Consider the following 24515-nt stretch of genomic DNA (forward strand, 5'->3'; position numbering starts at 1 on the left):
GCTGTGACATTCAAGCAGGATGGCGTCGCGAAGAAGTTCAATAAGAGCACTGTAACCGGCGAGGGGCTGAATTGTCAACCGAGGAATTGCGGGAAGAGCAGCAATTCGTCTCCGGGCTGTACGCGCGCCTGGACGCGCTGCGCGAGGAGGCCGAGACCGCCGTGCAGGCATCGTTGTCGCAGGTGGGCAACGGTCTTCAGGCGCGTCTTGAGCGCGATGTGATGGTGGCGGAGCAGTCCGGCGTGCTCGCCGCCCTGAACGCGGAGGAGAACGGGCTCTGCTTCGGCAGGCTCGAATTCCGCGACGGCCACGACCACCACATCGGACGCATCGGAATCCGCGCGTCCGACACCGAGCGCACCCCGCTCGTGATCGATTGGCGTGCCGATGTCGCACGCCCCTTCTATCTCGCCACCGGCCACACGCCGATGGGTCTGCGCAGGCGCAGGCACATCACCACCAAGGGCCGCGAGGTCACCGGGCTGCACGACGAGATCCTCGACCTCGGCGACACCACCCGCACCGGCCACGAGGGCGCCGACGCCGACGAGGTGCTCCTCGCCGCGCTCGACTCGGCGCGCACCGGGCGCATGCACGACATCGTGCAGACCATCCAGGCCGAGCAGGACCGCATCATCCGCGCCCCGCACCGCGGCGTCCTCGTCGTCGAGGGCGGGCCCGGCACCGGCAAGACCGTCGTGGCGCTGCACCGCGCCGCCTATCTGCTCTACGCCCACCGCGAGCTGCTCGCCAAGCGCGCGGTCCTGGTCGTCGGCCCCAACCCGGCCTTCCTCGGCTACATCGGCGAGGTCCTTCCCGCGCTCGGCGAGACGGGCGTGCTCCTGTCCACCGTCGGCGAGCTGTTCCCCGGCGTGACCGCCACCGGCACCGACACCCCGGCGGCCGCCGAGGTGAAGGGCCGCGCGGAGATGGCGGACGTGCTGGCCGGCGCCGTGCGCGACCGGCAGGCGACGCCCGAGCCGGGCGAGCCGATGGTCATCGCGCACGACGACGGCGACCTGATCCTGGACTGGACGATCGCCCACGAGGCGCGCGAGGCGGCCAGGGACGCGGACGTGCCGCACAACCTGGGCAGGCCGCACTTCGCGTTCCGGATCATCGACTCGCTCACCGGCCAGCTCGCCGAGCGCATCGGCCACGACCCGTACGGCGGGCCGAACTTCCTCGGCCCCGACGACATCGCGCAGCTCGGCAAGGGCATCGCGGCCAGCCCCGAGGTGCACGCGGCCATCGAGGAGCTGTGGCCGACGCTGACCCCGGAGGCCTTCCTCGACGACTTCCTCGCCGAACCGACCCGGCTCGCCGACCAGGACGCCGACGCGGTCCGCAGGCCGGCGGGCGCCCCCTGGACGCCCGCCGACGTGGCGCTGCTCGACGAGGCCGCCGAGCTGCTCGGGCACGACGACAGCGCCGCGCTCGCGGCGGCCGAGGCCGAGCGGGCCCGGCAGATCGCGTACGCGCAGGGCGTCCTTGACGTCTCGCGGGCCTCCCGGACGTACGAGTTCGAGGACAAGGACGAGGACGACGCCGAGGTCCTGCTCGCGCACAACATCATCGACGCCGAGCGGATGGCCGAGCGCCAGGAGGAGGCCGACCACCGCAGCGCCGCCGAGCGCGCGGCCGCCGACCGCACCTGGGCGTTCGGGCACATCATCGTCGACGAGGCGCAGGAGCTCTCCGCGATGGCCTGGCGGCTGCTCATGCGGCGCTGCCCGACCCGCTCCATGACGCTCGTCGGCGACCCCGCGCAGACCGCGGAGGCGGGCGGCTGCGGGTCCTGGGAGAGCATCCTCTCGCCGTACGTCGAGGACCGCTGGGAGTACACCAGGCTCGGGGTCAACTACCGCACGCCCGTGGAGATCATGGACGTGGCCGCCGAGGTGCCGCGCGCCGCGGGCAACCCGGACTTCCGGCCGCCGAGCTCGGTGCGGTCCACCGGAGTGCACCCATGGGCGCGCCGCGCCGACGACCTCGCCGCCGCCGTGGCGGAAGCCGTCGCGGCGGACGCGCGCGAGGAGGGCCGCCTCGCGGTGATCGCCCCGCGCGAGTTCCACGCGGAGCTCGCCGCACAGCTCCCCGGAGTGACGGCCGGGGAGGCCCCGGACCTGACGCGGCCGGTCGTCCTGATCGACCCGCGTCAGGCGAAGGGCCTGGAGTTCGACACGGTGCTCGTCGTAGAGCCGTCGCGGTACGGCACGAGCGACCTGTACGTGGCGCTGACGCGGGCCACCCAGCGCCTCGGCGTCCTGTACGCCGGGGAGCTGCCCGTCGCGCTCAAGCGGGCCGAAGCCACACCGTAGCCAGCGGCGGCAGCGTCAGGCGCAGCGACGCGGGCCTGCCGTGCGACGGCACCGGCTCCGGCTTGAGCGGGTCGGGGTTGGTGACGTCGCCGCCGCCGTAGCGCGCCTCGTCGGTGTTCAGGACCTCCTGCCAGGCGGCGAACTCCTCGGGCACGCCAAGGCGGTAGGCGTGCCGCACGACCGGTGAGAAGTGCGAGACGGCGAGCAGCGGCGCGCCGGACGCGTCGCGGCGCAGGAAGGCGAAGACGTTGTCCTCCGCCGCGTCGCCCTCCACCCAGGAGAACCCCTCGGGGTCGGTGTCGCGCTGCCACAGGGCGGGTTCGCCCCGGTAGAGCATGTTCAGGTCGCGCACCAGGTCGCGCACGCCCCGGTGGTCGGCCTCCGCGCCGTACGCCGGGTCGAGCAGCCACCAGTCCGGGCCGTGCCCCTCCGACCACTCGGCGCCCTGCGCGAACTCCTGCCCCATGAAGAGGAGTTGCTTGCCGGGGTGGGCCCACATGAAGCCGAGGTAGGCGCGCAGGCTGGCGCGCTGCTGCCACCAGTCGCCGGGCATCTTCGACACCAGCGAGCGCTTGCCGTGCACGACCTCGTCGTGCGAGATGGGCAGGACGTAGTTCTCGCTGTAGGCGTACACCATCGAGAACGTCATCTCGTTGTGGTGGTACTTGCGGTGCACCGGCTCCTTCGTCATGTAGTCGAGGGAGTCGTGCATCCAGCCCATGTTCCACTTCAGGCCGAAGCCGAGGCCGCCGAAGCCGCCGGGGCCCTCGTGGTGGGTGGCGCGGGTGACGCCGTCCCAGGCGGTGGACTCCTCGGCGATGGTGACGACGCCGGGGGCGCGGCGGTAGACGGTGGCGTTCATCTCCTGGAGGAAGGCCACCGCGTCGAGGTTCTCCCGGCCGCCGTGCTCGTTCGGCGTCCACTCGCCGTGCTCGCGCGAGTAGTCGAGGTACAGCATGGAGGCGACCGCGTCGACGCGCAGGCCGTCGATGTGGAACTCCTCGCACCAGTAACTGGCGTTGGCGACAAGGAAGTTGCGTACTTCCTTGCGGCCGTAGTCGAACTCCAGGGTGCCCCAGTCGGGGTGCGCGGCGCGGGCCGGGTCCTCGTGTTCGTACAGCGTCCTGCCGTCGAACTCGGCGAGTGCCCAGTCGTCGCGCGGGAAGTGCGCGGGCACCCAGTCCATCAGGACGCCGATGCCCGCGCGGTGCAGCGCGTCGACGAGGTACTTGAAGTCGTCGGGGGTGCCCATGCGGGCCGTCGGCGCGTAGAAGCCGGTGACCTGATAGCCCCAGGAGCCGCCGAAGGGATGCTCGGCGACGGGCATCAGCTCGACGTGCGTGAACCCCATGTCGGCGACATAGGCGGGGAGTTGCTCCGCGAGCTGCCGGTAGGTGAGCCCGGGACGCCAGGACGCCAGGTGCACCTCGTACACGGAGAACGGCGCACGGTGCACCGGCACGTCGGCGCGGCGCGCGAGCCACTCGGCGTCGTGCCACTCGTGGTGCGACTCGTGCACCACCGAGGAGTTGGCGGGCGGCGTCTCCGTGCGGCGGGCCAGCGGGTCGGCGCGCAGCGTCCTGGTCCCGTCGGGCCGGGTGATCTCGAACTTGTACAGCTCGCCCTCGCCGACCGACGGCACGAACAGCTCCCAGACGCCGCTGCCGCCCAGCGAGCGCATCGGGAAGCCGGTGCCGTCCCAGAAGTTGAAGCCGCCCACGACCCGCACGCCCCTGGCGTTGGGCGCCCACACCGTGAAGCGGGTGCCGGTCGCGCCCTGGTGGACCATCGGCCGGGCGCCGAGCGCCTGCCACAGCTCCTCGTGACGCCCCTCGCCGATCAGATGCAGGTCGAGCTCGCCGAGCGCGGGCAGGAAGCCGTAAGCGTCCTGGATGTCGAGCTCCGCGTCGTCGTACGCGATGCGCAGCCGGTAGCCCTCGGGCGCGGCACGCAGCGGAAGCACCGCGGAGAAGAAGCCGTCGCCGTCGTCGTGCAGCTCGGCGCGGAGGTCGGCGGCGGCCACCGTGACCGACCTGGCGTAGGGCCGCAGCGCGCGGAAGGCGACGCCGCCGGGCACGGGGTGCGCGCCGAGCACGCCGTGCGGATCGTGGTGGGTGCCGCTCAGGAGCCGGGCGCGGTCGGCTTCGGGGACGGGAGAGAGGGGGCCACTCCCGGGACCGGCTACGGGAGCGGCCTCGGCGGGCTCGGTCGGCGCGGCGGTCTTCGCGGGCTTTCCGGGCTTCGTGGTCTTCGCGGTCCTGGTCGTCTTGGCGGTCTTGGCGGTCTTCGTCGGCTTGGCCGCCTTGGCCGATTTGGCTGTCCTGGCGGGCTCCGGGCTCTTCCTGGCGGCCGGGACCCCTCGGCCCGTGGGCTGTTCGTCGGCTTCGTCGGACGGTTTACGGGGGCGGGGGGTCACTGGAGGAGCCTCCTCGGGGAGGGGTGGTCAAAGGGCGTCGTCGGGTGAGCCGTTCCTGGCGAGCCGGCGGACCGCGGCCAGCGGGACCGGCAGCCAGTCGGGGCGGTGGCGGGCCTCGTAGAGGACTTCGTAGACGGCCTTGTCCGTCTCGTGGGCGCGCAGCAGCACCGGCTCCGTGCGCGGGTCCCGGCCGGTGACGTCCGCGTACCCGACGCAGTAGGCGGCCCGGCAGTCCGCGGCCCACTCGGGCGACCGCGGCTCCGCGGAGTACGCCGCGTAGTCGAAGGACCGCAGCATGCCCGCGATGTCCCTGACGGCCGGCTGCGGCAGGCGGCGTTCGGCGAGCGGGCGCGCGGGCTCGCCCTCGAAGTCGATGAGTGACCAGCTGCCGTCGGGGGAGCGCAGGCACTGTCCCAGATGCAGATCGCCGTGCACGCGCTGGGCGGTCCACGCCGTCGGGGACCCGCCCGCGCCGCCCAGGTCGGCCAGCGCCTCGTACGCGGTGAGCAGCTCGGGCGCGAACGGCCGCAGCGCGGGCACCGCCTGGGCCGCCGCGGTCAGGCGCTCCGCCATGCCGTCGGCGATGAGCTCCACCTGGGCCCGGCCGAGCGTCACGGTGGGCAGCGCGGCCGCCAGCTCCCTGTGCACCTCGGCGGTGGCGCGGCCGAGCGCCCGTGCCTCGCCGGTGAAGTCCTCGCCCTTGCCGATCATCCGCAGGGCGAGCTCCCAGCCGTCCTCGGCGCCCGCCAGATAGGGCTGGACCACGCCGAGTCCGTACGGTTCGGCCTCCGGGGCCGCGCCGCCCCGCGGGTCCGCGTGGAACCAGGCGGCGGGCGCGGGCACCCGTGCGCAGCCGCGGCGGGCAAGGCGCAGCGGCAGTTCCAGGTCGGGGTTGACACCGGGCGTGACGCGGCGGAACAGCTTGAGGATGAACGTATCTCCGTACACCACCGAGGAGTTGGACTGCTCGGCGCCGAGCATGCGGGGGGCGAGCCCCGAGGGTATGTCGACGCCGGGATCCCGCTCGAAGCGCAGCACGCCGTGCCGGCCCGGCATCCGCAGCCGCTCCAGGAACAGCGCCATGAGGTGGGGGTCGTACAGCGCCTCGTACACCGTGAACCCGGCGAGCGGGCCCCCGGTGACGTGCCCGATCAGCGCGGGCGCCAGATGCGGCGGCAGGGTGCGGCGCACGCCGACGAGCAACTGGTAGCAGTCGGTGCCGCGTTCGGCGGGGTGCCCGTCGAACGCGGCGTCCTGGGCGGGGGGCATCGGCTGGCGGGTCCGTACGAGCAGGTGGAGCAGGCCCGACGGCGCGCCGGCCGGCAGGAGTTCGGTCGCCGACACCGGTTCGATGACGCTGATCGGCCTGCCCTTGCCCGCGAACCAGCGCTGCCGCGGCAGCCAGGAGCGCAGCAGCGGATCGAGCGAGGCGAGCAGCGCACCGGAGTTCACGCTGGGGCGGGTGGCGGCTTCCGACATGGCGTCGCGTCCTTTCCGCGTCGCGGACAAGGCAGGGTGCGGGAGTGCCGGTCGTGCGTAGGAGTGCCCAGGGCGGGGCGGCGGAAACCGCCCCGCGCGAGAGCCGCGCTGCCGGAGCCTACGCCGGTTCCTTGCGCAACCGGAACCAGTAGAAGCCGTGTCCGGCGAGGGTGAGCAGGTAGGGGAGTTCGCCGATGGCCGGGAAGCGCACCCCGCCGATCAGCTCCACCGGGTGCCGTCCGTTGAAGGCTTGGAGATCCAGTTCGGTGGGCTGCGCGAAACGCGAGAAGTTGTGCACGCACAGCACCAGGTCGTCGTCATCGCCGCCCGAGGGCGGAGCCTCGCGCAGGAAGGCGAGCACCGCCGGGTTGGACGAGGGCAGTTCGGTGTACGAGCCGAGGCCGAACGCCGGGTTCTGCTTGCGGATCTCGATCATCCGCCGCGTCCAGTGCAGCAGCGACGCCGGGGACGACATCGACGCCTCGACGTTGGTGACCTGGTACCCGTAGACCGGATCCATGATCGTCGGGAGGTAGAGCCGGCCGGGGTCGCAGGACGAGAAGCCCGCGTTGCGGTCGGGTGTCCACTGCATCGGGGTGCGCACCGCGTCCCGGTCGCCGAGCCAGATGTTGTCGCCCATCCCGATCTCGTCGCCGTAGTACAGGATCGGCGAGCCGGGCAGCGAGAGCAGCAGGGCGGTGAACAGTTCGATCTGGTTGCGGTCGTTGTCCAGGAGCGGGGCGAGGCGGCGCCGGATGCCGATGTTGGCGCGCATCCGCGGGTCCTTGGCGTACTCCGCGTACATGTAGTCGCGCTCTTCGTCGGTGACCATTTCGAGGGTCAACTCGTCGTGGTTGCGCAGGAAGATGCCCCACTGGCAGCCCGAGGGGATGGCCGGGGTCTTGGCGAGGATCTCCGAGACCGGGTAGCGCGACTCGCGCCGCACGGCCATGAAGATGCGCGGCATGACGGGGAAGTGGAACGCCATGTGGCACTCGTCGCCGCCCTTCTCGAAGTCGCCGAAGTAGTCGACGACGTCCTCGGGCCACTGGTTGGCCTCCGCGAGCACCACCGTGTCGGGGTAGTGCGCGTCGACCTCGGCGCGGACGCGTTTGAGCAGCTCGTGGGTGCGGGGGAGGTTCTCGCAGTTGGTGCCCTCCTCCGCGTACAGGTAGGGCACGGCGTCGAGCCGGAACCCGTCGATGCCGAGGTCGAGCCAGAACCGCAGCGCCGAGATGATCTCCTCCTGTACGGCCGGGTTCTCGAAGTTGAGGTCCGGCTGGTGGGAGAAGAAGCGGTGCCAGAAGTACTGCTTGCGGATCGGGTCGAAGGTCCAGTTGGACGCCTCGGTGTCCACGAAGATGATCCGGGCGTCCTGGTACTGCTTGTCGTCGTCCGCCCAGACGTAGTAGTCGCCGTAGGGCCCCTCGGGGTCGCTGCGGGAGGCCTGGAACCACGGGTGCTGGTCGCTGGTGTGGTTCATCACGAAGTCGATGATCACGCGCATGCCGCGCTGATGGGCGCTGTCGACGAACTCCACGAAGTCGGCGAGGTCGCCGAACTCGGGGAGCACCGCGGTGTAGTCGGAGACGTCGTAACCGCCGTCGCGCAGCGGTGACTTGAAGAACGGCGGCAGCCACAGGCAGTCCACGCCGAGCCATTGGAGGTAGTCCAGCTTGGCGGTGATGCCCTTGAGGTCGCCGACGCCGTCGCCGTTGCTGTCCTGGAAGGAGCGGACGAGCACCTCGTAGAAGACCGCGCGCTTGAACCAGTCGGGGTCGCGGTCCTTGGTGGGCGTGTCCTCGAAGGTGTCCTGGACGGGCTCATTGATGATCATGTTGTGGGTGACCCTCCGATCAACGGTGAGGACGGCCGCGGGGTCCGGCGGTGCGCGTCCGGGGAGGGCCGCTCCCCGGGCCGCGGGCCGACGGCGAGCACGTGCGCGCCGCCCGGACCCAGGCGCACGTAGTTGGCCCCGCCCCAGTGGTAGGTCTCGCCGGTGAGCTCGTCGCGCACCGGCACGCTCCCGTGCCGGTCGAGGCCCAGTCGCTGCATGTTCAACGACACCGTCGCCTCCTGGGTGTGGTGAGGGTCGAGGTTCACGACCACCAGAACCGTGTTCGAGCCGTGCTCGTCGGCGGCCGACTTGGAGTAGGCGATCACCGCTTCCTTGTCCGTGTCGTGGAAGTGCAGGTCGCGGAGTTGGCGCAGGGCCGGATGGGCCCGGCGTATCCGGTTCAGGGCGGTGATGAGGGGGGCGATCGTGTCGCCTCTGCGGGCCGCCGACTCCCAGTCGCGCGGCCTGAGTTGGTACTTCTCCGAGTGCAGATACTCCTCGCTCCCGCGCCGGACGGAGGCGTTCTCGCACAGTTCGTACCCGCTGTAGACGCCCCACGTCGGCGCCAGCGTGGCGGCGAGCACGGCCCGTGCCTCGAAGGCGGGCCTGCCGCCGTCCTGGAGGTAGCCGTGCAGGATGTCCGGGGTGTTCACGAAGAAGTTCGGCCGCAGGTAGTGCGCCGTCTCGGACGACAACTCGACCAGGTAGTCGGTGAGTTCCTGCTTCCCGTTGCGCCAGGTGAAGTACGTGTACGACTGCTGGAAGCCGATGGCGGCCAGGGTGCGCATCATCGCGGGCCTGGTGAACGCCTCGGCGAGGAAGATCACGTCCGGATCGGTGCGGTTGACGTCCGCGAGGACCTCCTCCCAGAACACCACGGGCTTGGTGTGCGGATTGTCGACGCGGAAGACACGCACGCCGTGCGCCATCCAGAAGCGCAGCAGCCGCACGGTCTCCGCGATCAGCCCCGGCATGTCCTTGTCGAAGGCGATCGGATAGATGTCCTGGTACTTCTTCGGCGGGTTCTCGGCGTAGGCGATGGAGCCGTCGGAGCGGTGGTGGAACCACTCCGGATGCTTCTCCACCCACGGGTGGTCCGGGGAGCACTGCAACGCGAAGTCCAGGGCGACTTCGAGCCCGAGGGCTTCGGCGGCGCGGACGAAGTCGTCGAAGTCGTCGAGCGTGCCGAGGTCCGGGTGGACCGCGTCGTGGCCGCCCTCGGGCGAGCCGATCGCCCAGGGCACGCCGACGTCGTGCGGGCCCGCGGACAGGGAGTTGTCGGCGCCCTTGCGGTGCGTCGTGCCGATGGGGTGGATCGGCGGGAGATAGACCACGTCGAAGCCCATCTCCGCGATGGCGGGCAGGCGTTCGGCCGCGGTGCGGAAGGTGCCGGGCACGGGCGGGGCGCCCGCGCGGACGACGGCACCCTCCGAGCGCGGGAAGAACTCGTACCAGGAGCCGAACAGGGCCCTGTGCCGCTCCACGAGCAGCGGCAACTCCTCTGAGGAGGTGACGAGTTCGCGCAGCGGGTGGCGGGCGAGCACCCCCGTGACCTCCGGGGTGAGGGCGGCGGCGAGCCGGGCCGCGGGCGGGCGGTCCGCGTCGCGCAGCGCTTCGGCGGCGCCGAGGACGACGGGGCGCTCGGCGTCCGGCACCCCGGCCGCGGCGCGTTCGTGGAGGCGGGCGCCCTCCTCCAGGACGAGCTCGGTGTCCAGGCCCGCGGGTATCTTGATGCCCGCGTGCTGGCGCCAGGTGGTGAGGGGATCGCCCCAGGCCTCCACGGCGAACGTCCAGCGCCCCTCCGAGCCGGGCGTGACGTCCGCGCCCCAGCGGTCGGTGCCGGGGGCGAGTTCGCGCATCGGGGTCCACGGTCCCGGCCGCCCCTCGGGGTCCCGCAGGACGACGTTGGCGGCGACCGCGTCATGGCCCTCCCTGAAGACCGTCGCGGTGACCTGGAACGTTTCTCCCGGCACGGCCTTCGCGGGTTTTCGGCCCCGGTGGACGGCGGGGCGCACGTCCAGGACGGGGATGGTGGGCTGCGAGGGTGAACCTTCGGGCATATCTGACCGCTCCTGTCCGCGTGCACGGATACGGGGGTGTGGAGAGGTTCCGCGGTGGGTCCTGCGGCGCGTGCGCGAGTGTCTGCCGCAGTGCGTACCGGAGGAGCCTGCCCACACTCGTCGGGTGCGCAATCCGGCGCTTTGTTAACTACTATCGCGTAACGGCACATGCAAGACCGGCCCCGCCGGAAACGGCGTGACCGGCCCAAATCGCATATGCCTTGCGGTTGTTCAGCCCGCGTGAGGCGGTCCTGTGAGCCCGGTCCCGGGCCGGTCGCCCGGTCGCGGCGGGGCCTGAGCGCGCGGGGGTGCGGCGGTTTCCGGCCGGGCTGCGGGCACGTCCGGCGCTCCGGGGCGCGGGCAGAGGTCCGAAATCCGCCGGTGCGGGGAGGCCGGTCCGGCCAGGGTGGGGCCATGACGACGACCGATTCCGTGGACGCGCTGCCCGTACTGACCGCGATGTACGCGGCGGAGGCGAGATACCTGGCGGCGGGCGGCCCCGGCCGGGCCTCCTTCGACCTGCTCGCGCCCTACTTCTCGCCCGATGTCGTCCTGCACCAGGCGGCGGCCCTGCCCTACGGCGGCACCTGGCGCGGTCACGACGGCCTGGCCCGCTTCTTCCTCGCGATGAGCGCGGCGTGGGCCTCCTTCGACCTGCTCGACCAGCGCTTCCTCGCCACCGGCGGCACGGCCGTCGTGCACACCGAGGTGCGGGCCCGCGCGCGGGCGAGCGGCCGCACCCTGGAGTTCCCGGTCCTCCAGACGCTCACCGTGCGCGCGGGCCGGATCGCCGAGGTGCGGCCCTTCTACTGGGACACGGCCGCGATCGCCGCAGCGTGCGCACCCGGTGGCCGGCAGGGCGCGTAGTCCGACGGGAGCCTGCCACTGTCGTCGGTCGGCGAATGTTGCGGTGGCGGCCGAATCAGGTGTCAGCTGGCGGCATGTCCGACCGGCAGAGACCGACCGTCGCCACCGTCCACGGCCCCGTCCGTGGCGAACACCGCCCGACCGGGGCCCGGTTCCTCGGCATTCCCTACGCCGCACCGCCCGTGGGCGACCTCCGCTTCGCGCCGCCCGTGCCGCCCGCGCCCTGGACGGCACCGCTGGACGCCACCGCGTACGGGCCGACCGCGCAGCGCCGCGATCCCGGTGCGGGCGCCACCATCCCCGAGCCGTCCCTGCCCGGCGAAGCCACCCTCAACCTGAACGTCTTCACCCCCGCCGTGGACCCGGCGGCGGCGCTCCCGGTCCTCGTCTGGATCCACGGCGGCGGCTATGTCGCGGGCTCCGCCGCCAGTCCCTGGTACGACGGGGCCGCGTTCAACCGCGACGGCGTCGTGCTCGTCTCCTTCGGCTACCGGCTCGGCATCGAGGGCTTCCTGCACCTGGCCGACGCCCCGGACAACCGGGGCGTGCGCGACTGGATCGCCGCCCTGGAGTGGGTGCGCGACAACATCGCGGCGTTCGGCGGCGACCCGGCGAAGGTCACCGTCGGCGGGCAGTCCGCGGGCGGCGGCGCCGTCCAGACACTCCTTGCCGCGCCCGCCGCCCGGGGCCTGTTCCGCGCGGCGCTCGCCATGTCGGCATCGACGATGGTGCCGGGGGAGCGGTGGGCGGGCCGCGCCGTGGCGGAGCTGTTCACCCGGCGCACCGGGGTGCCCGCCACCGCCGCGGCGCTGCGGGACCTCTCCGACGACAGGATCCTCGCCCTCCAGGACGCCGTGAGCGCGCCGGGCCCGGACCGCGCGGAGCTGCCGGGACTGCTCCTCGCGCCGTTCGCCGACGGCGATTCGGTGCCGCGTCCGGTGCTCGCCGAGCTCATGGACGGCGCGGCGGGCGCGGACGTGCCACTGCTGCTCGGCTTCACCCGGCACGAGTTCCACGCCTTCGGCGGGCAGGAGCTGACCGACCTCGTCTTCCGGACGCCGAACCTGGCGGTGGCGCGGGCCCGCGCGGCGCGTGAACTGCCCACCTGGCTCTACGAGTTCACCTGGCCTTCACCCGTGCCCGGCGGCACCGAGGGGCTCGCCTTCCACTGTCTGGACCTGCCCTTCGCCTTCGATCTGCTCGGCGCCGAAGGGGTGCGCGCCGCGGCGGGCCGGACCCCGCCGCACCGCCTCGCCACGGCGATGCACACCGCCTGGGTGGCCTTCGTCCGCGACCTCGACCCGGGCGGTGGCTGGCCGCGGTATGCGGCGGGGCGCCGCACGGTCCGGATCTGGGACGCGGAGCCGGGCCTCTCGTCGGTCGAGGTCGCCGCGGTAGCGCGCTAATCAGGCCGGAATCCGTCCGGGGAAAGGGCCGAACAGGGTCGTCGCACGCCCGTGTCCGTTGTGCGGCAGAGGTGGTAGGCGTGCACGTGTGCGACAGGCGCTGGTTCGGTCCAGCGGCCCCTGGCTCACCACGGGGCACTCCTGTCACACGGTTGATTCCTGGACAGTTGCCCGGTCCACCACGGGGCAGGGGAACAGGTGTTCAGTTGAGCCTCGCGGGACCTGCCGGAAACCGCACGGGTCCCTTGCGCACCCGGCCGGTGGCATGGAAATTCATGCTGCCGAAGGGCCCGTACAGCCATGGGTACGGGCCCTTTCGCGCCCACTCGCGCGCCGTAGTTCCCGAGGCCCTGTCACCGCTACCGTCGACCCGTAGGTCGATACGTAACGCATTCCCCGTAGAGGTGGAGTCGCTGTGAAGGCCATCCGTCGATTCACCGTACGTCCCGTCCTCCCCGAACCCCTGCGTCCGCTCGCCGAGTTGGCCCGTAATCTGCGCTGGTCCTGGCACCCGCGCACCCGGGACCTCTTCGCGGCCCTCGACCCGGAGCTGTGGGAGTCCTCGGGCTGCGACCCCGTGCGCCTCCTCGGCGCCGTCCCGCCCGCGCGCCTGGCCGAAGTCGCCCGCGACGACGTCTACGTGCGACTGCTCGGCGAAGCGGTCGAGGACCTTCGCGGGTATGTCACCGGGGACCGCTGGTACCAGGAGCGGGACCGTGACGTCGAGGGGCAGCACCGGTCCTCAGGGGCCGAACTCCCGCGCGCCGTGGCCTACTTCTCGCCCGAGTTCGGCATCACCGCCGCCCTGCCGCAGTACTCCGGCGGCCTCGGCATCCTGGCCGGCGACCACCTCAAGGCCGCGAGCGACCTCGGCGTCCCGCTCATCGGCGTCGGACTGCTCTACCGGCACGGCTACTTCCGCCAGTCGCTCTCCCACGACGCCTGGCAGCAGGAGCACTATCCGGTGCTCGACCCGAACGAACTGCCCGTCTCCCTCCTGCGCGAGACCGACGGGAGTCCCGCCCTCGTCTCGCTCGCCCTGCCCGGCGGGCGTGCGCTGCGGGCGCACGTCTGGCAGGCGCAGGTCGGCCGCGTGCCGCTCCTCATGCTCGACTCGGACGTCGAGGAGAACGCCCCCGGCGAGCGCGACGTCACCGACCGGCTCTACGGCGGCGGCAGCGAGCACCGGCTGCTCCAGGAGATGCTGCTAGGCATCGGCGGGGTGCGTGCCGTGCGGACGTACTGCCGGCTGACCGGGCACCCCGAACCCGAGGTCTTCCACACGAACGAGGGTCACGCGGGCTTCCTCGGCCTGGAACGCATCCACGAACTCGTCGCGCGCGACGCCGACTTCGAGCCCGCCCTGGAGGCGGTGCGGGCCGGGACCGTCTTCACCACGCACACCCCCGTGCCCGCGGGCATCGACCGCTTCGACCGCGAACTGGTCGCCCGCCACTTCGGGCCCGACGCCGAACTGCCCCGCATCGACGTCGGCGACATCCTGCGGCTCGGCATGGAGACCTACCAGGGCGGCGAGCCCAACGTCTTCAACATGGCGGTGATGGGGCTGCGCCTGGGCAGCCGCGCCAACGGCGTCAGCACCCTGCACGGCGCGGTGAGCCGCGAGATGTTCGCGGGCCTGTGGCCCGGGTTCGACGCCGACGAGGTGCCGATCACCTCCATCACCAACGGCGTGCACGCCCCGACCTGGGTGGCCCCCGAGGTGTTCCGGCTCGGCGCCCGGCAGATCGGCGAGCGCCGCACCGAGCACGCGCTCTCCGTCGGCGGCGCGCCGGGCGGCGGCGACCGCTGGGACGCGGTGGCCGACATCCAGGACGGCGACATCTGGGAGCTGCGCCGTACGCTGCGCGCCCAGCTGGTCCACGAGGTCAGGCGGCGCCTGTACGAGTCGTGGCGGCAACGCGGCGCCGCGACGGCCGAGTTGGGCTGGATCGACGAGGTGCTCGACCCGGACACCCTGACCATCGGCTTCGCCCGCCGCGTCCCCTCGTACAAACGGCTCACGCTGATGCTGCGCGACCGCGACCGGCTCATGGAGCTCCTCAGGCACCCCGAGCGCCCGGTACAGATCGTCGTCGCGGGCAAGGCGCACCCGGCGGACGACGGCGGCAAGCGGCTCATCCAGGAGCTGGTGCGGTTCACCGACGACCCGCGGGTGCGGCGGCACATCGTGTTCCTGCCGGACTACGGCATGGCGATGGCGCAGAAGCTCTACCCGGGCTGCGACGTGTGGCTGAACAATCCGCTCAGGCCCCTTGAGGCGTGCGGCACCAGCGGCATGAAGGCGGCCCTGAACGGCGCCCTCAACCTCTCGGTCCTGGACGGCTGGTGGGACGAGTGGTTCGAGCCCGACTTCGGCTGGGCGATCCCCACGGCGGACGGCGCCGCCACCGACGACGACCGCCGCGACGAGCTGGAGGCCGCGGCGCTCTACGACCTCCTGGAGCGCCGGATCGCGCCCCGCTTCTACGAACAGGGCCCCGGCGGGCTGCCCGACCGCTGGATCGAGATGGTCCGCAGGACGCTGACCCGGCTCGGCCCGAAGGTCCTGGCGGGCCGCATGGTCCGCGAGTACGTGGAGGAGCTGTACGTCCCGGCCGCGCGCGCCCACCGCGCCCTGGACGTCACCACCGCAGGTGAACTGGCCGTGTGGAAGGCCCGGGTGCGCGCCGCGTGGCCCCGGGTGGCCGTCGACCACGTGGAGGCGTCGGCCACCGGCGCCGTCGCCGAACTGGGCGCCACGCTGTCCGTGCGGGTACGGGTGCATCTGGGCGAGCTGACGCCGGACGACGTGGAGGTGCAGGTGCTCGCGGGGCGGGTGGACCCGGAGGACCACATCGCCGACGCGGTTCCGCTGCCGCTGAAGCCCGCGGGCGGGTCTGATGCCGCGGGGCGCTGGGTCTACGAAGGGCCGCTCGCGTTGGACCGGATGGGAGCGTTCGGCTACACGGTGCGGATTCTTCCCTCGCACCGACTGCTCGCCAGCGGGGCCGAGTTGGGGCTTGTCGCGGTGCCTTCCGAGGGGACGGGGGAGGGGGCGGGGGTTCTGATGCGGTGACTTCGGGTGCGGGTGGTTCGGGGCTGAACGCGCGGTTCCCCGCGCCCCTGATCAGGGGCGCGGGGAACCGCGCGATCTTGATGCTTGTTACTTGACGTTGACGCCGGTCCAGGCCGCCTCGACGCCCTTGTACTCGGCGGAGTCCGCACCGTACAGCTCCGACGCGGCCTTCAGCGTGCCCTCACGGGCCGCCTTGTAGTCCGTCGTGGTGGTGAATTCCGTCGTCAGGGCCTTGAACCAGATCTTCTCGGCCTTGTCGCGTCCGATGCCCTCGACCTTGGAGCCGTCGGCGGTCGGGGAGTCGTACTTCACGCCGTTGATCTCCTTCGCGCCGCTGCCCTCGGACAGCAGGTAGAAGAAGTGGTTGGCGATGCCCGAGGAGTAGTGGACGTCGACGTTGCCCGCGTCCGCGCTCCAGTTGTCCAGGGACTGGCCGTCCTTGGAGGGCTTGTCCATGTAGCGCAGCGGGGAGCCGTCACCGTTGATGTCGATCTCTTCGCCGATGAGGTAGTCCCCGATGTCCTCGGGGCTCTTGGCGTTGAACTCGACGGAGGTGCCGAAGATGTCCGAGGTGGCCTCGTTCAGGCCGCCGGACTCACCGCTGTACTCCATGTTGCCGGTGGCCGAGGTGACGCCGTGCGACATCTCGTGGGCCGCGACGTCGATCGAGGTGAGGGGCTTCTTGTTGCCCTCGCCGTCGCCGTACGTCATGCAGAAGCAGCTGTCGTCCCAGAAGGCGTTGACGTACGAGTCGCCGTAGTGGACGCGCGAGGTCGCGCCCTTGCCGTCGCCCTTGATGCCCTCACGGCCGTGCACGTTCTTGTAGTAGTCCCAGGTGACCTGGGCGCCGTAGGCGGCGTCGACGGCGGCGGTCTGGGCGTCGTCCGCCTTGCCGTTGCCCCACGTGTCGTCGTCGTCGGTGAAGAGCTTGCCCTCGCCCTCGCCGTTCTCCAGGTTGAAGGTGGAGTGGCCGCCGCGGGCGTCGTCGGTCAGGTCGAAGCCGTTGGTGCCCTTCTTGGAGCCGATCTCGACCTTGCCGCTGTACTGGCTGTTACCGGTGCCGTTCTCGATGGCCTGACGCTCGAAGAGCTTCTTGCCGGTCGCGGCGTCGGTGATCACGTGCAGTCTGCTGGGCGTGCCGTCCTTCTGCACGCCCGTCACGACGGTCTCGAACGCGAGGACCGGCTTGCCCTCGGCGGCCCAGATCACCTTGCGCGGCGACTGCGCGTCGGCCTTGGCGGTCTTGGCCTTGGCGGCCGTCGACTCGGCGGACTTGGCGACCGACGACTTGGCGAGCTTGGCGTCGGTGGAGGCGACCTTCACGGTGGCCTTGGTCGCCTTGGTGACGCCCTTCAGCTTGCCGTTCTTGGCGGTGTGCACGACGAGGTCGCCGCCGAGGACGGGCAGTCCCTCATAGGTGCGCTCGTAGCGGGTGTGCACCGTGCCGTCGCGGTCCTTGACGACGTCACGGACGACGAGCTTCTCCTTGGCGCCCAGGCCGATCTTGCCGGCGGTGGCCGCCTTGTCGGCGTTGGCGTCCTGGAGCAGGCCCGCGCGGGCCGAGGACGACAGGGCGGCGGGCGCGGCCGAGGGGGTCGCGTCCGAGACGGGCTGCGCGGAGGCGCCGGTGGTCAGTCCGGCGGTGAGGAGCGCTCCGGCGGCCACGGCGGTGGCGATGGCCAGGGTGGAACGCTTCCGGGATATGTGGGGGGTCACGCAGGCTCCTTCTGTGGGGGGCCCGGGTGGTGTTGGGGAACTACCCGGGCATGAAAGATGCGGTGCGGGTGTACTGCTGTGCCGTGCGAGGGAAGAGTGTCATTCGAGCCAGGTACATGTCAGCCTCTTGGTGAAACCTTGGCCAGAATTAGTCCGTTGAGCGAAGGTCAACATACGCATTGCGAACAGGCCGTGAACGAGCGCGCCGCCCCGGGGAGTTGATCACCCGGGGCGGCGCCGTCCGTACTCGCCCCGTGACCGGTGTGCAGGTCACGAAGGCTCAAAGGTCACATCGGCTTACGGGAAGGTGACCTTCCAGCTGTTGATGTAACCGGTGTCCTGCCGGGCCACGTCCTGCACCCGCAGCTTCCAGGTGCCGTTGGCCACCTCGGACGAGGCGTTGACGGTGTAGGTCTCCTTGACGTTGTCCGCGGAGTCCGAACTGCTGGCGGCCTTCAGGGGGTAGACCGACCCGTCGGGGGCGAGCAGGTCGACCTTCAGGTCACCGCGCCAGGTGTGCACGATGTCCACGCCGACCTTCAGGTTGCTCGGCGCGTTGCCGGTGCGGCCCGTGACGTTGACCGAGGAGGTCACCGCGGCGCCCGCGTCCGGGATGTTGACGTCCGTGGTGTTCTCGAACGACGTGCCGGGCTCCTCGCCGCCGGGACGGCTGCCCACGTTCACGGCCGCCCAGGCGTTCGCCACGGCCTTGTACTCGGCGCTGGTGGTGCCGTACAGCTCACCGGCCGCCGCGAGCGTCCCGGTGCGGGCCGAGGCGTAGTTGGTGGTCGTGGTGAACTTCGTGGTGAGCGCCTTGAACCAGATCAGCGAGGCCTTGTCGCGGCCGATGCCGGTCACCGGCAGGCCGTCGGAGGTCGGCGAGTCGTACTGGACGCCGTTGATCTCCTTCTTGCCGCTGCCCTCGCTCAGCAGGTAGTAGAAGTGGTTGGCGACACCGGACGAGTAGTGCACGTCGATGTTGCCGATGCCCGAGTACCAGGCGTCCTTGGACGCGCCGTCCTTGGAGGGCTTGTCCATGTAGCGCAGCGGGGTGCCGTCGCCGTTGATGTCGATCTTCTCGCCGACGAGGTAGTCGCCCTTGTCCTGCGCGTTGTTGGCGTTGAACTCCACGGCCGCCGCGAAGATGTCGGACGTCGCCTCGTTGAGGCCGCCGGACTCACCGCTGTACGTCATGTTGCCGGTCGCCGAGGTGACGCCGTGCGTCATCTCGTGGGCCGCCACGTCGATGGACGTCAGCGGCGCCGCGTTGCCGGAGCCGTCGCCGTACGTCATGCAGAAGCAGGAGTCCTGCCAGAAGGCGTTGACGTAGTTGTTGCCGTAGTGGACGCGCGAGGTGGCACCGACTCCGTCACCGCGGATGCCCGTGCGGCCGTGCACGTTCTTGTAGTAGTCCCAGGTGAGCTGGGCGCCGTAGGCGGCGTCCGCGCCCGCGGTCTCCACGTTGGAGGCCTGCCCGTTGCCCCAGATGTCGTCGGGACCCGAGAAGAGGGTGCCGGTGCCCGAGGTGCCGTGGTTCAGGTTGTACGTCTTGTGGTTGCCGCGGCCCGAGTCGGTCAGGTTGTACGTGGAGCCCGACTGCACCGAGCCGACCGTCACCTGGCCGCTGTACTGCGTGTTGCCCGTACCGTTCTCGATGCCCTGCCACTGGAAGAGCTTCTTGCCGGTCGCCGCGTCGGTGATGACGTGCAGCTCGTTCGGCGTGCCGTCGTGCTGGAGGCCGCCGACCACGGTCTCGTACGCGAGGGTCGGCTCGCCCTTGGCCATCCACACGACCTTGCGCGGCGCCCGGTTCGCGTCGGTCTTCTTCGAACCCTCGGCCTTCGCGGCGCCGAGCGCCTGCTTCTCCGCCGCCGACGCCTTGATGTCGGCGCTCAGGTCGATGCCCTTGAGCTGCTCCTTGGAGGCCTTGGTCACGGCCTCGGTCTTGCCGGACTTGGCGCTCTCGACCACCAGGTCGCCGCCGAGCACGGGCAGGCCGTCGTACGTGCGCTCGTAGCGCGTGTGGACCGTGCCGTCGCGGTCCTTGACCACGTCACGGACGACGAGCTTCTCCTTGGCGCCCAGCCCCAGGTCCTCGGCGGTGTCCGCCTTGGTGGCGTTGGCGTCGCGCAGGAGCTCGGCGCGCTGGGCGGGGGTCAGCTTGGCGGCGAGAGAGCCGGTGTCGACCTTGCCGAGCTGCTGCGCCTTGGGGGCGCTGGTCCAGGGATCGTCGGCGGACGCGGGGCCGGCCTGAACGGCGACGGCGAGCAGAGCGGCAACGGCGGAAAGGGCGCCGGCTGCGGCGGCCCGTCTGTGGGAGGTGCTTCTCAACGCGGGACTCCTTCTGCGCGGCCGCGGGGATGCGCGGCCAGAGCTACCGGGCGGTTGGGTCGCCGTCCGGGCAGAGCAAGGCGGAACGCAGAACTGGGCAGTGCACACGGGTTATTGCGTGAGAGGCCGCCGCGTTGTTGAAAGCTGTGCGGCGGTCGAGGGGAAGAGTGGCACCAGAGGCCCGTTGCTGTCAGGAGCGCATCAAGAGTTGGCCGGAATCAGTTCGTTGGCCGGTGGGGGGAGTTCGCTATCCGGTGTCTGGCACATGGGCCTGTAGCAGAGGCGTGTGCGGCTCCGCGCCGGGGGTGCGGTGCGGTTGCCGGTGGCTGTATTTCGCCGGTCGGACGGTAACCGGTGCCTCTGGCCACCGCCCCGGACCCCGCTCCTCAGACGCCGGAGGGACGGGCTTTCGGGTCGACCCACAACGCCGTGCCGAGCGCGCAGAGTTCACCGGCGGCCGTCGCCGCAGCCACTCCCATCACGTGCTTGCGGCCCGACTCGGAGATCAGCCAGGCATACGTCACGTGGTCCTCGCCGATCGCCATCGGACGCAGCACCGTGCCGGTCAGGGACGCCGTCACCGCGCCCTTGCGCAGCCCGCCGAAGTGGATTCCGGGGGCCGCGCTGGGGCAGTCGAGCGCGGCCCAGGCCAGGTCGGGTCGCAGGGCGCCGGAACCGTCGTCGAACGCGGGATGCGGAGCCCACGCCGCGGCGACCAGATCGCGTCCCGGCACGGGTGAGCAGTGCTGGCGCAGGCCCCTGCCCGGCGCGCGGTCGCCGCAGCCGAAGCAGTCGACCGCGCCGTCGGCGACCCCGTTGGGCGGCGCGGCGCGGTAGGCCGCCGTGGCGGCCACCGCCTCGTCCCAGGTGGGCGCGGCAGGGACGGTGAGCCCGGGGTCGGCGGCGGGCCTCGCGTCGGCGAGCACCTTGCCCGCGCGGTCGGTCAACGCGGCGCCGCCCGCGGGCAGTTCACCGAACCGTACCGGCGTGTCCACGGGGATGGCGGCGCGGAAGTCGACCCGCACCGTGCCGGGCGGGACGCGGCCGGCCAGGACCCCCGCGACATAGCCGCCGAAGGCGAGCCCGGGATAGCCCTCGTACAGCGCGGGGACGATCAGCTCTTCCGTCTCGCTCGTCACAGCCGTCTCTTCCGTCGCGTGGTCAGGGGCCATGTGCTCAGCTCACCACACTGTCCCGCCAGGCACGGTGAAGATCCGCGAAGGATCCGGAGCCCGCGACGAGCTCCGCCGGAGTGCCGTCCTCCACGATCCTGCCGTGCTCCATCACCAGCACCCGGTCGGCGATCTCCACCGTGGAGAGCCGGTGGGCGATGACCACGGCGGTGCGGCCGCGGAGCACCGTGTGCATGGCGCGCTGCACGGCCCGCTCGCCCGGGATGTCCAGGGAGCTGGTCGCCTCGTCGAGGATCAGCACGGCCGGGTCGGCGAGCAGCGCCCGCGCGAAGGCCACCAACTGCCGCTGACCGGCGGAGATCCGCCCGCCGCGCTTGCGCACATCGGTGTCGTACCCGTCCGGCAGCGACTCGATGAATTCGTGCGCGCCGATGGCCTTCGCGGCGCGCACGATGTCCTCGCGGCTCGCGTCGGGCCGCCCGATCGCGATGTTCTCGGCGACGGTCCCGGAGAACAGGAACGCCTCCTGCGTCACCATGACGACCCCGCGCCGCAGCTCGGCACCCGAGAGTTCGCGCAGGTCGACGCCGTCGAGCAGGACGCTGCCCGAACGGGGTCTCCCCTGCTCGGAGCCTGTCGGAGAGCTTGGGGAAGGGTCGTAGAAGCGGGCGAGCAGCTTGGCGAGGGTGGACTTGCCCGCTCCGGTCGAGCCGACCACGGCCACGGTCTGTCCCGCGGGCAGCGTCAGGTCGAAGCGGGGCAGCACCTCGCCGCCGGTCCGGTAGGCGAACCGCACGCCGTCGAAGCGCACTTCGCGGCCCGGGTGCGCGGACTCCAGGGCGGGCAGCGGGCGGGTGGCGGCGGCCGGGGGCTCGGGCACCGTCGGGGTCTGGGCGAGCAGCCCGGCGATCTTCTCCAGGGACGCGGCCGCCGACTGGTAGGAGTTCAGGAACATCCCGAGCCGGTCGATCGGGTCGTACAGGCGCCGCAGGTACAGCACGGCGGCGGCCAGCACGCCGAGCGCGAGGCCGCCGTCCGCGACGCGGTAGGCGCCCCACAGGACGATCCCGGCGACCGCGACGTTCGCGGTGAGCCGGGAGCCGACCACGTACCTGGCCATCTCCAGCATCGCGCTGCCGTTGGTCCGCTCGTGCCGCGCGTTGAGCACCGCGAACTCCACGTCGTTGGCCCGCTCGCGGCGGAACGCCCGCACCGGCCTGATGCCGTTCATGGTCTCCGCGAACTTCACGATGACGGCGGCGATCGCCGTGGAGCGGTCGCGGAACAGCGCGCCCGCGCGCCGCTGGTAGAGCCGTACGAGGAGGTAGAGCGGCACGAAGGACGCCACCGCCACCGCGCCCAGACCCAGGTCGAGCCAGAGCAGCATCACCGAGATGTAGACGAAGGAGAGCAGGACGGTGATGAGCTCCTGGAGGCCCTCGCTGAGCAGTTCGCGCAGCGACTCGACGTCGGTGGTGGACCGGGAGATCAGCCGCCCCGAGGTGTACCGCTCGTGGAAGTCGACGCTCAGCGACTGCGCGTGCCGGAAGATCCGGCCGCGCAGATCGAGCAGCACGTCCTGGTTGACGCGCGCGGAGGCCACGATGAAGGCGTACTGGAGTCCGCCGGAGGCCGCCGCGCAGAGCAGATAGCCGATGCCCACGGCGATCAGCGGGCCGTAGTCGTCGGCGCGCACCGCGGGCACGCCGCTGTCGATGGCGTACGCGACGAGCAGCGGCCCCGCCTGCACCACGGCCTGCTGCACCAGGAGCAGCACGGTGGCGAGCACGACGCGCCGGCGCAGCGGTGCGAGCAGCGAGAACAGCAGGGTGCGGGTGGCCCGCGGGGGCGCGGGCAGGTCGTCCTTGTCGAAGGGATCGCCGCCGCCCCGCGCCGGTCCTTCGGGCAGGTCGGGTTCCTCGGGGTCGACGGACTTCTCCCGTACGGAGGTCGACGAGGTCATCGGGCAGCCTCCTCGGCGGCGGTGGGTTCGGCACCGGTGTCGGCGGTGGTGTCGGCGCCCGACATCAGCCAGGCGTACTCCGCGTTCTCCCGCAGGAGCTGCTGGTGGGTGCCGACCGCGGCGACCCGGCCGCCGGAGAGCAGCGCGACGCGGTCCGCGAGCTGCACGGTGGACGGGCGGTGCGCCACGATGAGCGCGGTGGTGTCGGCGAGCACGCGCCGCAGCGCGGCCTCGACCAGGGCCTCGGTGTGGACGTCGAGGGCGGACAGCGGGTCGTCGAGCACCAGGAAGCGGGGGCGGCCGACGACGGCGCGGGCCAGCGCGAGCCGCTGGCGCTGGCCGCCGGACAGGCTCAGGCCCTGCTCGCCGACCTGGGTGTCGGTGCCCCGGGGCAGCGCGTGCGCGAAGTCGGCCTGCGCCACGTCGAGCGCCCGGCGCAACTCGGGGGCGCCCGCGCTCGGGTCGGCGCCCATCAGCACGTTCTCCCCGACCGTCGCGGAGAACAGGGTCGGTTCCTCGAAGGCGACGGCGACCAGCGTGCGCAGGTGCTCGCGGTCCATCGCGGTGATGTCCTCGCCGTCCAGGGTGATGCGGCCCCCGGTGATCTCGTGCAGGCGCGGCACGAGCGCGGTGAGCGTGGTCTTGCCGCTGCCCGTCGCGCCGACGATGGCCATCGTCTCGCCGGAGCGCACGTGCAGGTCGATGCGGGCGAGCACGGGCGGGGCGTCCGGAGCGGCGTCGGGATAGCGGAACTCGACGCCGTCGAACCGGAGTCCACCGCTTTTGGTCCCGGTCCCGGTCCCGGTCCCGGACTCGGCCTTGGGTGCGGTCCTGGCCGCGGGCATCTCGCCGCCCTTCGCCGGGGGGTCCTCCGGCTCCGCGTCCATCACCTCGAAGTAGCGCTCCGTGGCCGTCGCCGACTCCTGGGACATGGCGAGCAGGAAGCCGATCGACTCCACGGGCCAGCGCAGCGCGAGCGCCGTCGAGAGGAAGGCGACCAGCGTGCCGGTGGACAGGTCGCCGTCCGCGACCCGCACCGTGCCGAGCACCAGCGCGGCGCCGATCGCGGCCTCCGGCAGCGACATGATCACCGCGTAGATCGAGGCGAGGATCCGCGCCTTGACCAGCTCGGTGCCGCGCAGCGTGTGCGACAGCTCGCGGAAGGCCCGCGCCTGGCTGCGGTGGCGCCCGAACCCCTTGATGATGCGGATGCCGAGCACGCTCTCCTCGACCACGGTCGTCAGATCGCCGACCTGGTCCTGCGCCTGCCGCGCCACGGCGCTGTACCGCCCCTCGTAGTACGCGCAGGCGATCACCATCGGCGCCACGGGCGCGAGCAGCACCAGGCCGAGCGTGAAGTCCTGGCCCAGCAGGATGATCACGCCGACCACGATCGTCGCGCCGTTGACCAGCAGGAACATCAGAGGGAAGGCGAGGAACAAGCGCAGCAGCATCAGATCCGTCGTACCGCGCGAGAGCAGCTGTCCCGATGCCCACCGGTCGTGGAAGGAGACCGGGAGCCGCTGCAGATGGCGGAAGAGGTCGGCCCGCATCGCCGCCTCCACACGCGAGAGCGGGCGGGCGACGAGCCACCGCCGGAGCCCGAACAGGAGCGCCTCGGCGACGCCGAGCAGGAGCAGCACGAGCGCGCCGAGCCACACCCCCGCCGGATCGCTGTCGGCCACCGGGCCGTCCACCATCCACTTCAGGACGAGGGGGAAGACGAGTCCCGTGCACGAGGCGACGATCGCGACAAATGCCGCGATGATCAGGCGGGTTCGGATCGGGCGGACGTAGGGCCACAGGCGCAGCAGCGTCCGTACGGCTGACCGATCCTTGCTGGGGGCATCTGATTTCGGCATCAGGAGCGAGCCTACGGATAGCCACTGACAGAGCCCACCGAGTTT

General features: G+C 71.8%; 13 protein-coding genes. 4 read left to right on the top strand and 9 right to left on the bottom strand.

Annotated elements, in window-relative coordinates; translation table 11 throughout:
* Window positions 1–71 precede the first annotated feature (71 nt).
* A complete protein-coding gene (locus ACIO9J_RS09350; RefSeq protein ID WP_401995005.1) occupies window positions 72–2321 on the top strand; it encodes a HelD family protein in 2250 nt (749 codons plus the stop codon).
* Here ACIO9J_RS09350 and glgB read toward each other — a convergent pair.
* From glgB to ACIO9J_RS09370, 4 genes are all read right to left on the bottom strand, one after another.
* Window positions 2296–4737: a 1,4-alpha-glucan branching enzyme gene (glgB, locus tag ACIO9J_RS09355; protein ID WP_401995008.1), complete on the bottom strand. Its 2442-nt coding sequence runs from the start codon at window positions 4735–4737 to the stop codon at window positions 2296–2298. The two genes, ACIO9J_RS09350 and glgB, sit on opposite strands and share 26 nt — an antisense overlap.
* A 27-nt stretch (window positions 4738–4764) precedes the next feature.
* Window positions 4765–6216 (bottom strand): maltokinase, encoded by a 1452-nt coding sequence (locus ACIO9J_RS09360; RefSeq protein ID WP_401995011.1) that lies wholly within the window; start codon window positions 6214–6216, stop codon window positions 4765–4767.
* Window positions 6217–6334: 118 nt separating this feature from the next.
* Window positions 6335–8053 (bottom strand): maltose alpha-D-glucosyltransferase, encoded by a 1719-nt coding sequence (gene treS, locus ACIO9J_RS09365; RefSeq protein WP_401995013.1) that lies wholly within the window; start codon window positions 8051–8053, stop codon window positions 6335–6337.
* On the bottom strand, window positions 8050–10113 hold the full coding sequence (locus tag ACIO9J_RS09370; protein ID WP_401995016.1) for an alpha-1,4-glucan--maltose-1-phosphate maltosyltransferase: 2064 nt from the start codon (window positions 10111–10113) through the stop codon (window positions 8050–8052). The genes treS and ACIO9J_RS09370 overlap by 4 nt, the downstream gene beginning before the upstream one ends.
* A gap of 414 nt (window positions 10114–10527) precedes the next feature.
* On the opposite strand from ACIO9J_RS09370, the gene ACIO9J_RS09375 reads away from it, so the two are divergent.
* The 3 genes from ACIO9J_RS09375 to glgP all read left to right on the top strand — a co-directional run bounded on the left by ACIO9J_RS09375 (window position 10528) and on the right by glgP (window position 15465).
* The gene (locus ACIO9J_RS09375) at window positions 10528–10980 is read left to right on the top strand and encodes a nuclear transport factor 2 family protein (RefSeq protein ID WP_401995019.1); all 453 of its coding nucleotides are present in this window, start codon (window positions 10528–10530) and stop codon (window positions 10978–10980) included.
* Window positions 10981–11054: 74 nt separating this feature from the next.
* Complete coding sequence (locus tag ACIO9J_RS09380; RefSeq protein WP_401995022.1) at window positions 11055–12386, top strand: carboxylesterase/lipase family protein; 1332 nt, start codon at window positions 11055–11057, stop codon at window positions 12384–12386.
* A gap of 415 nt (window positions 12387–12801) precedes the next feature.
* Window positions 12802–15465, top strand: a complete 2664-nt coding sequence (gene glgP, locus ACIO9J_RS09385) for an alpha-glucan family phosphorylase (RefSeq protein WP_401995025.1) — start codon at window positions 12802–12804, stop codon at window positions 15463–15465.
* An 87-nt stretch (window positions 15466–15552) separates the two neighbouring features.
* Here glgP and ACIO9J_RS09390 read toward each other — a convergent pair whose 3' ends face one another.
* The 5 genes from ACIO9J_RS09390 to ACIO9J_RS09410 form a co-directional block, all read right to left on the bottom strand.
* Window positions 15553–17181 carry a M4 family metallopeptidase gene (locus ACIO9J_RS09390; protein ID WP_401995028.1) on the bottom strand — a complete coding sequence of 543 codons (1629 nt, stop codon included), beginning with the start codon at window positions 17179–17181 and terminating at the stop codon, window positions 15553–15555.
* A 297-nt stretch (window positions 17182–17478) separates the two neighbouring features.
* Complete coding sequence (locus tag ACIO9J_RS09395; RefSeq protein WP_401995031.1) at window positions 17479–19512, bottom strand: M4 family metallopeptidase; 2034 nt, start codon at window positions 19510–19512, stop codon at window positions 17479–17481.
* 386 nt (window positions 19513–19898) lie between these two features.
* The gene (locus ACIO9J_RS09400) at window positions 19899–20651 is read right to left on the bottom strand and encodes a hypothetical protein (protein WP_401995034.1); all 753 of its coding nucleotides are present in this window, start codon (window positions 20649–20651) and stop codon (window positions 19899–19901) included.
* A 37-nt stretch (window positions 20652–20688) separates the two neighbouring features.
* Complete coding sequence (locus tag ACIO9J_RS09405) at window positions 20689–22608, bottom strand: ABC transporter ATP-binding protein (RefSeq protein WP_401995037.1); 1920 nt, start codon at window positions 22606–22608, stop codon at window positions 20689–20691.
* A complete protein-coding gene (locus ACIO9J_RS09410; RefSeq protein WP_401995040.1) occupies window positions 22605–24470 on the bottom strand; it encodes an ABC transporter ATP-binding protein in 1866 nt (621 codons plus the stop codon). The genes ACIO9J_RS09405 and ACIO9J_RS09410 overlap by 4 nt, the downstream gene beginning before the upstream one ends.
* Window positions 24471–24515 lie beyond the last annotated feature (45 nt).

Source organism: Streptomyces sp. NPDC087300 (genome assembly GCF_044744425.1).
Classification (GTDB): domain Bacteria; phylum Actinomycetota; class Actinomycetes; order Streptomycetales; family Streptomycetaceae; genus Streptomyces.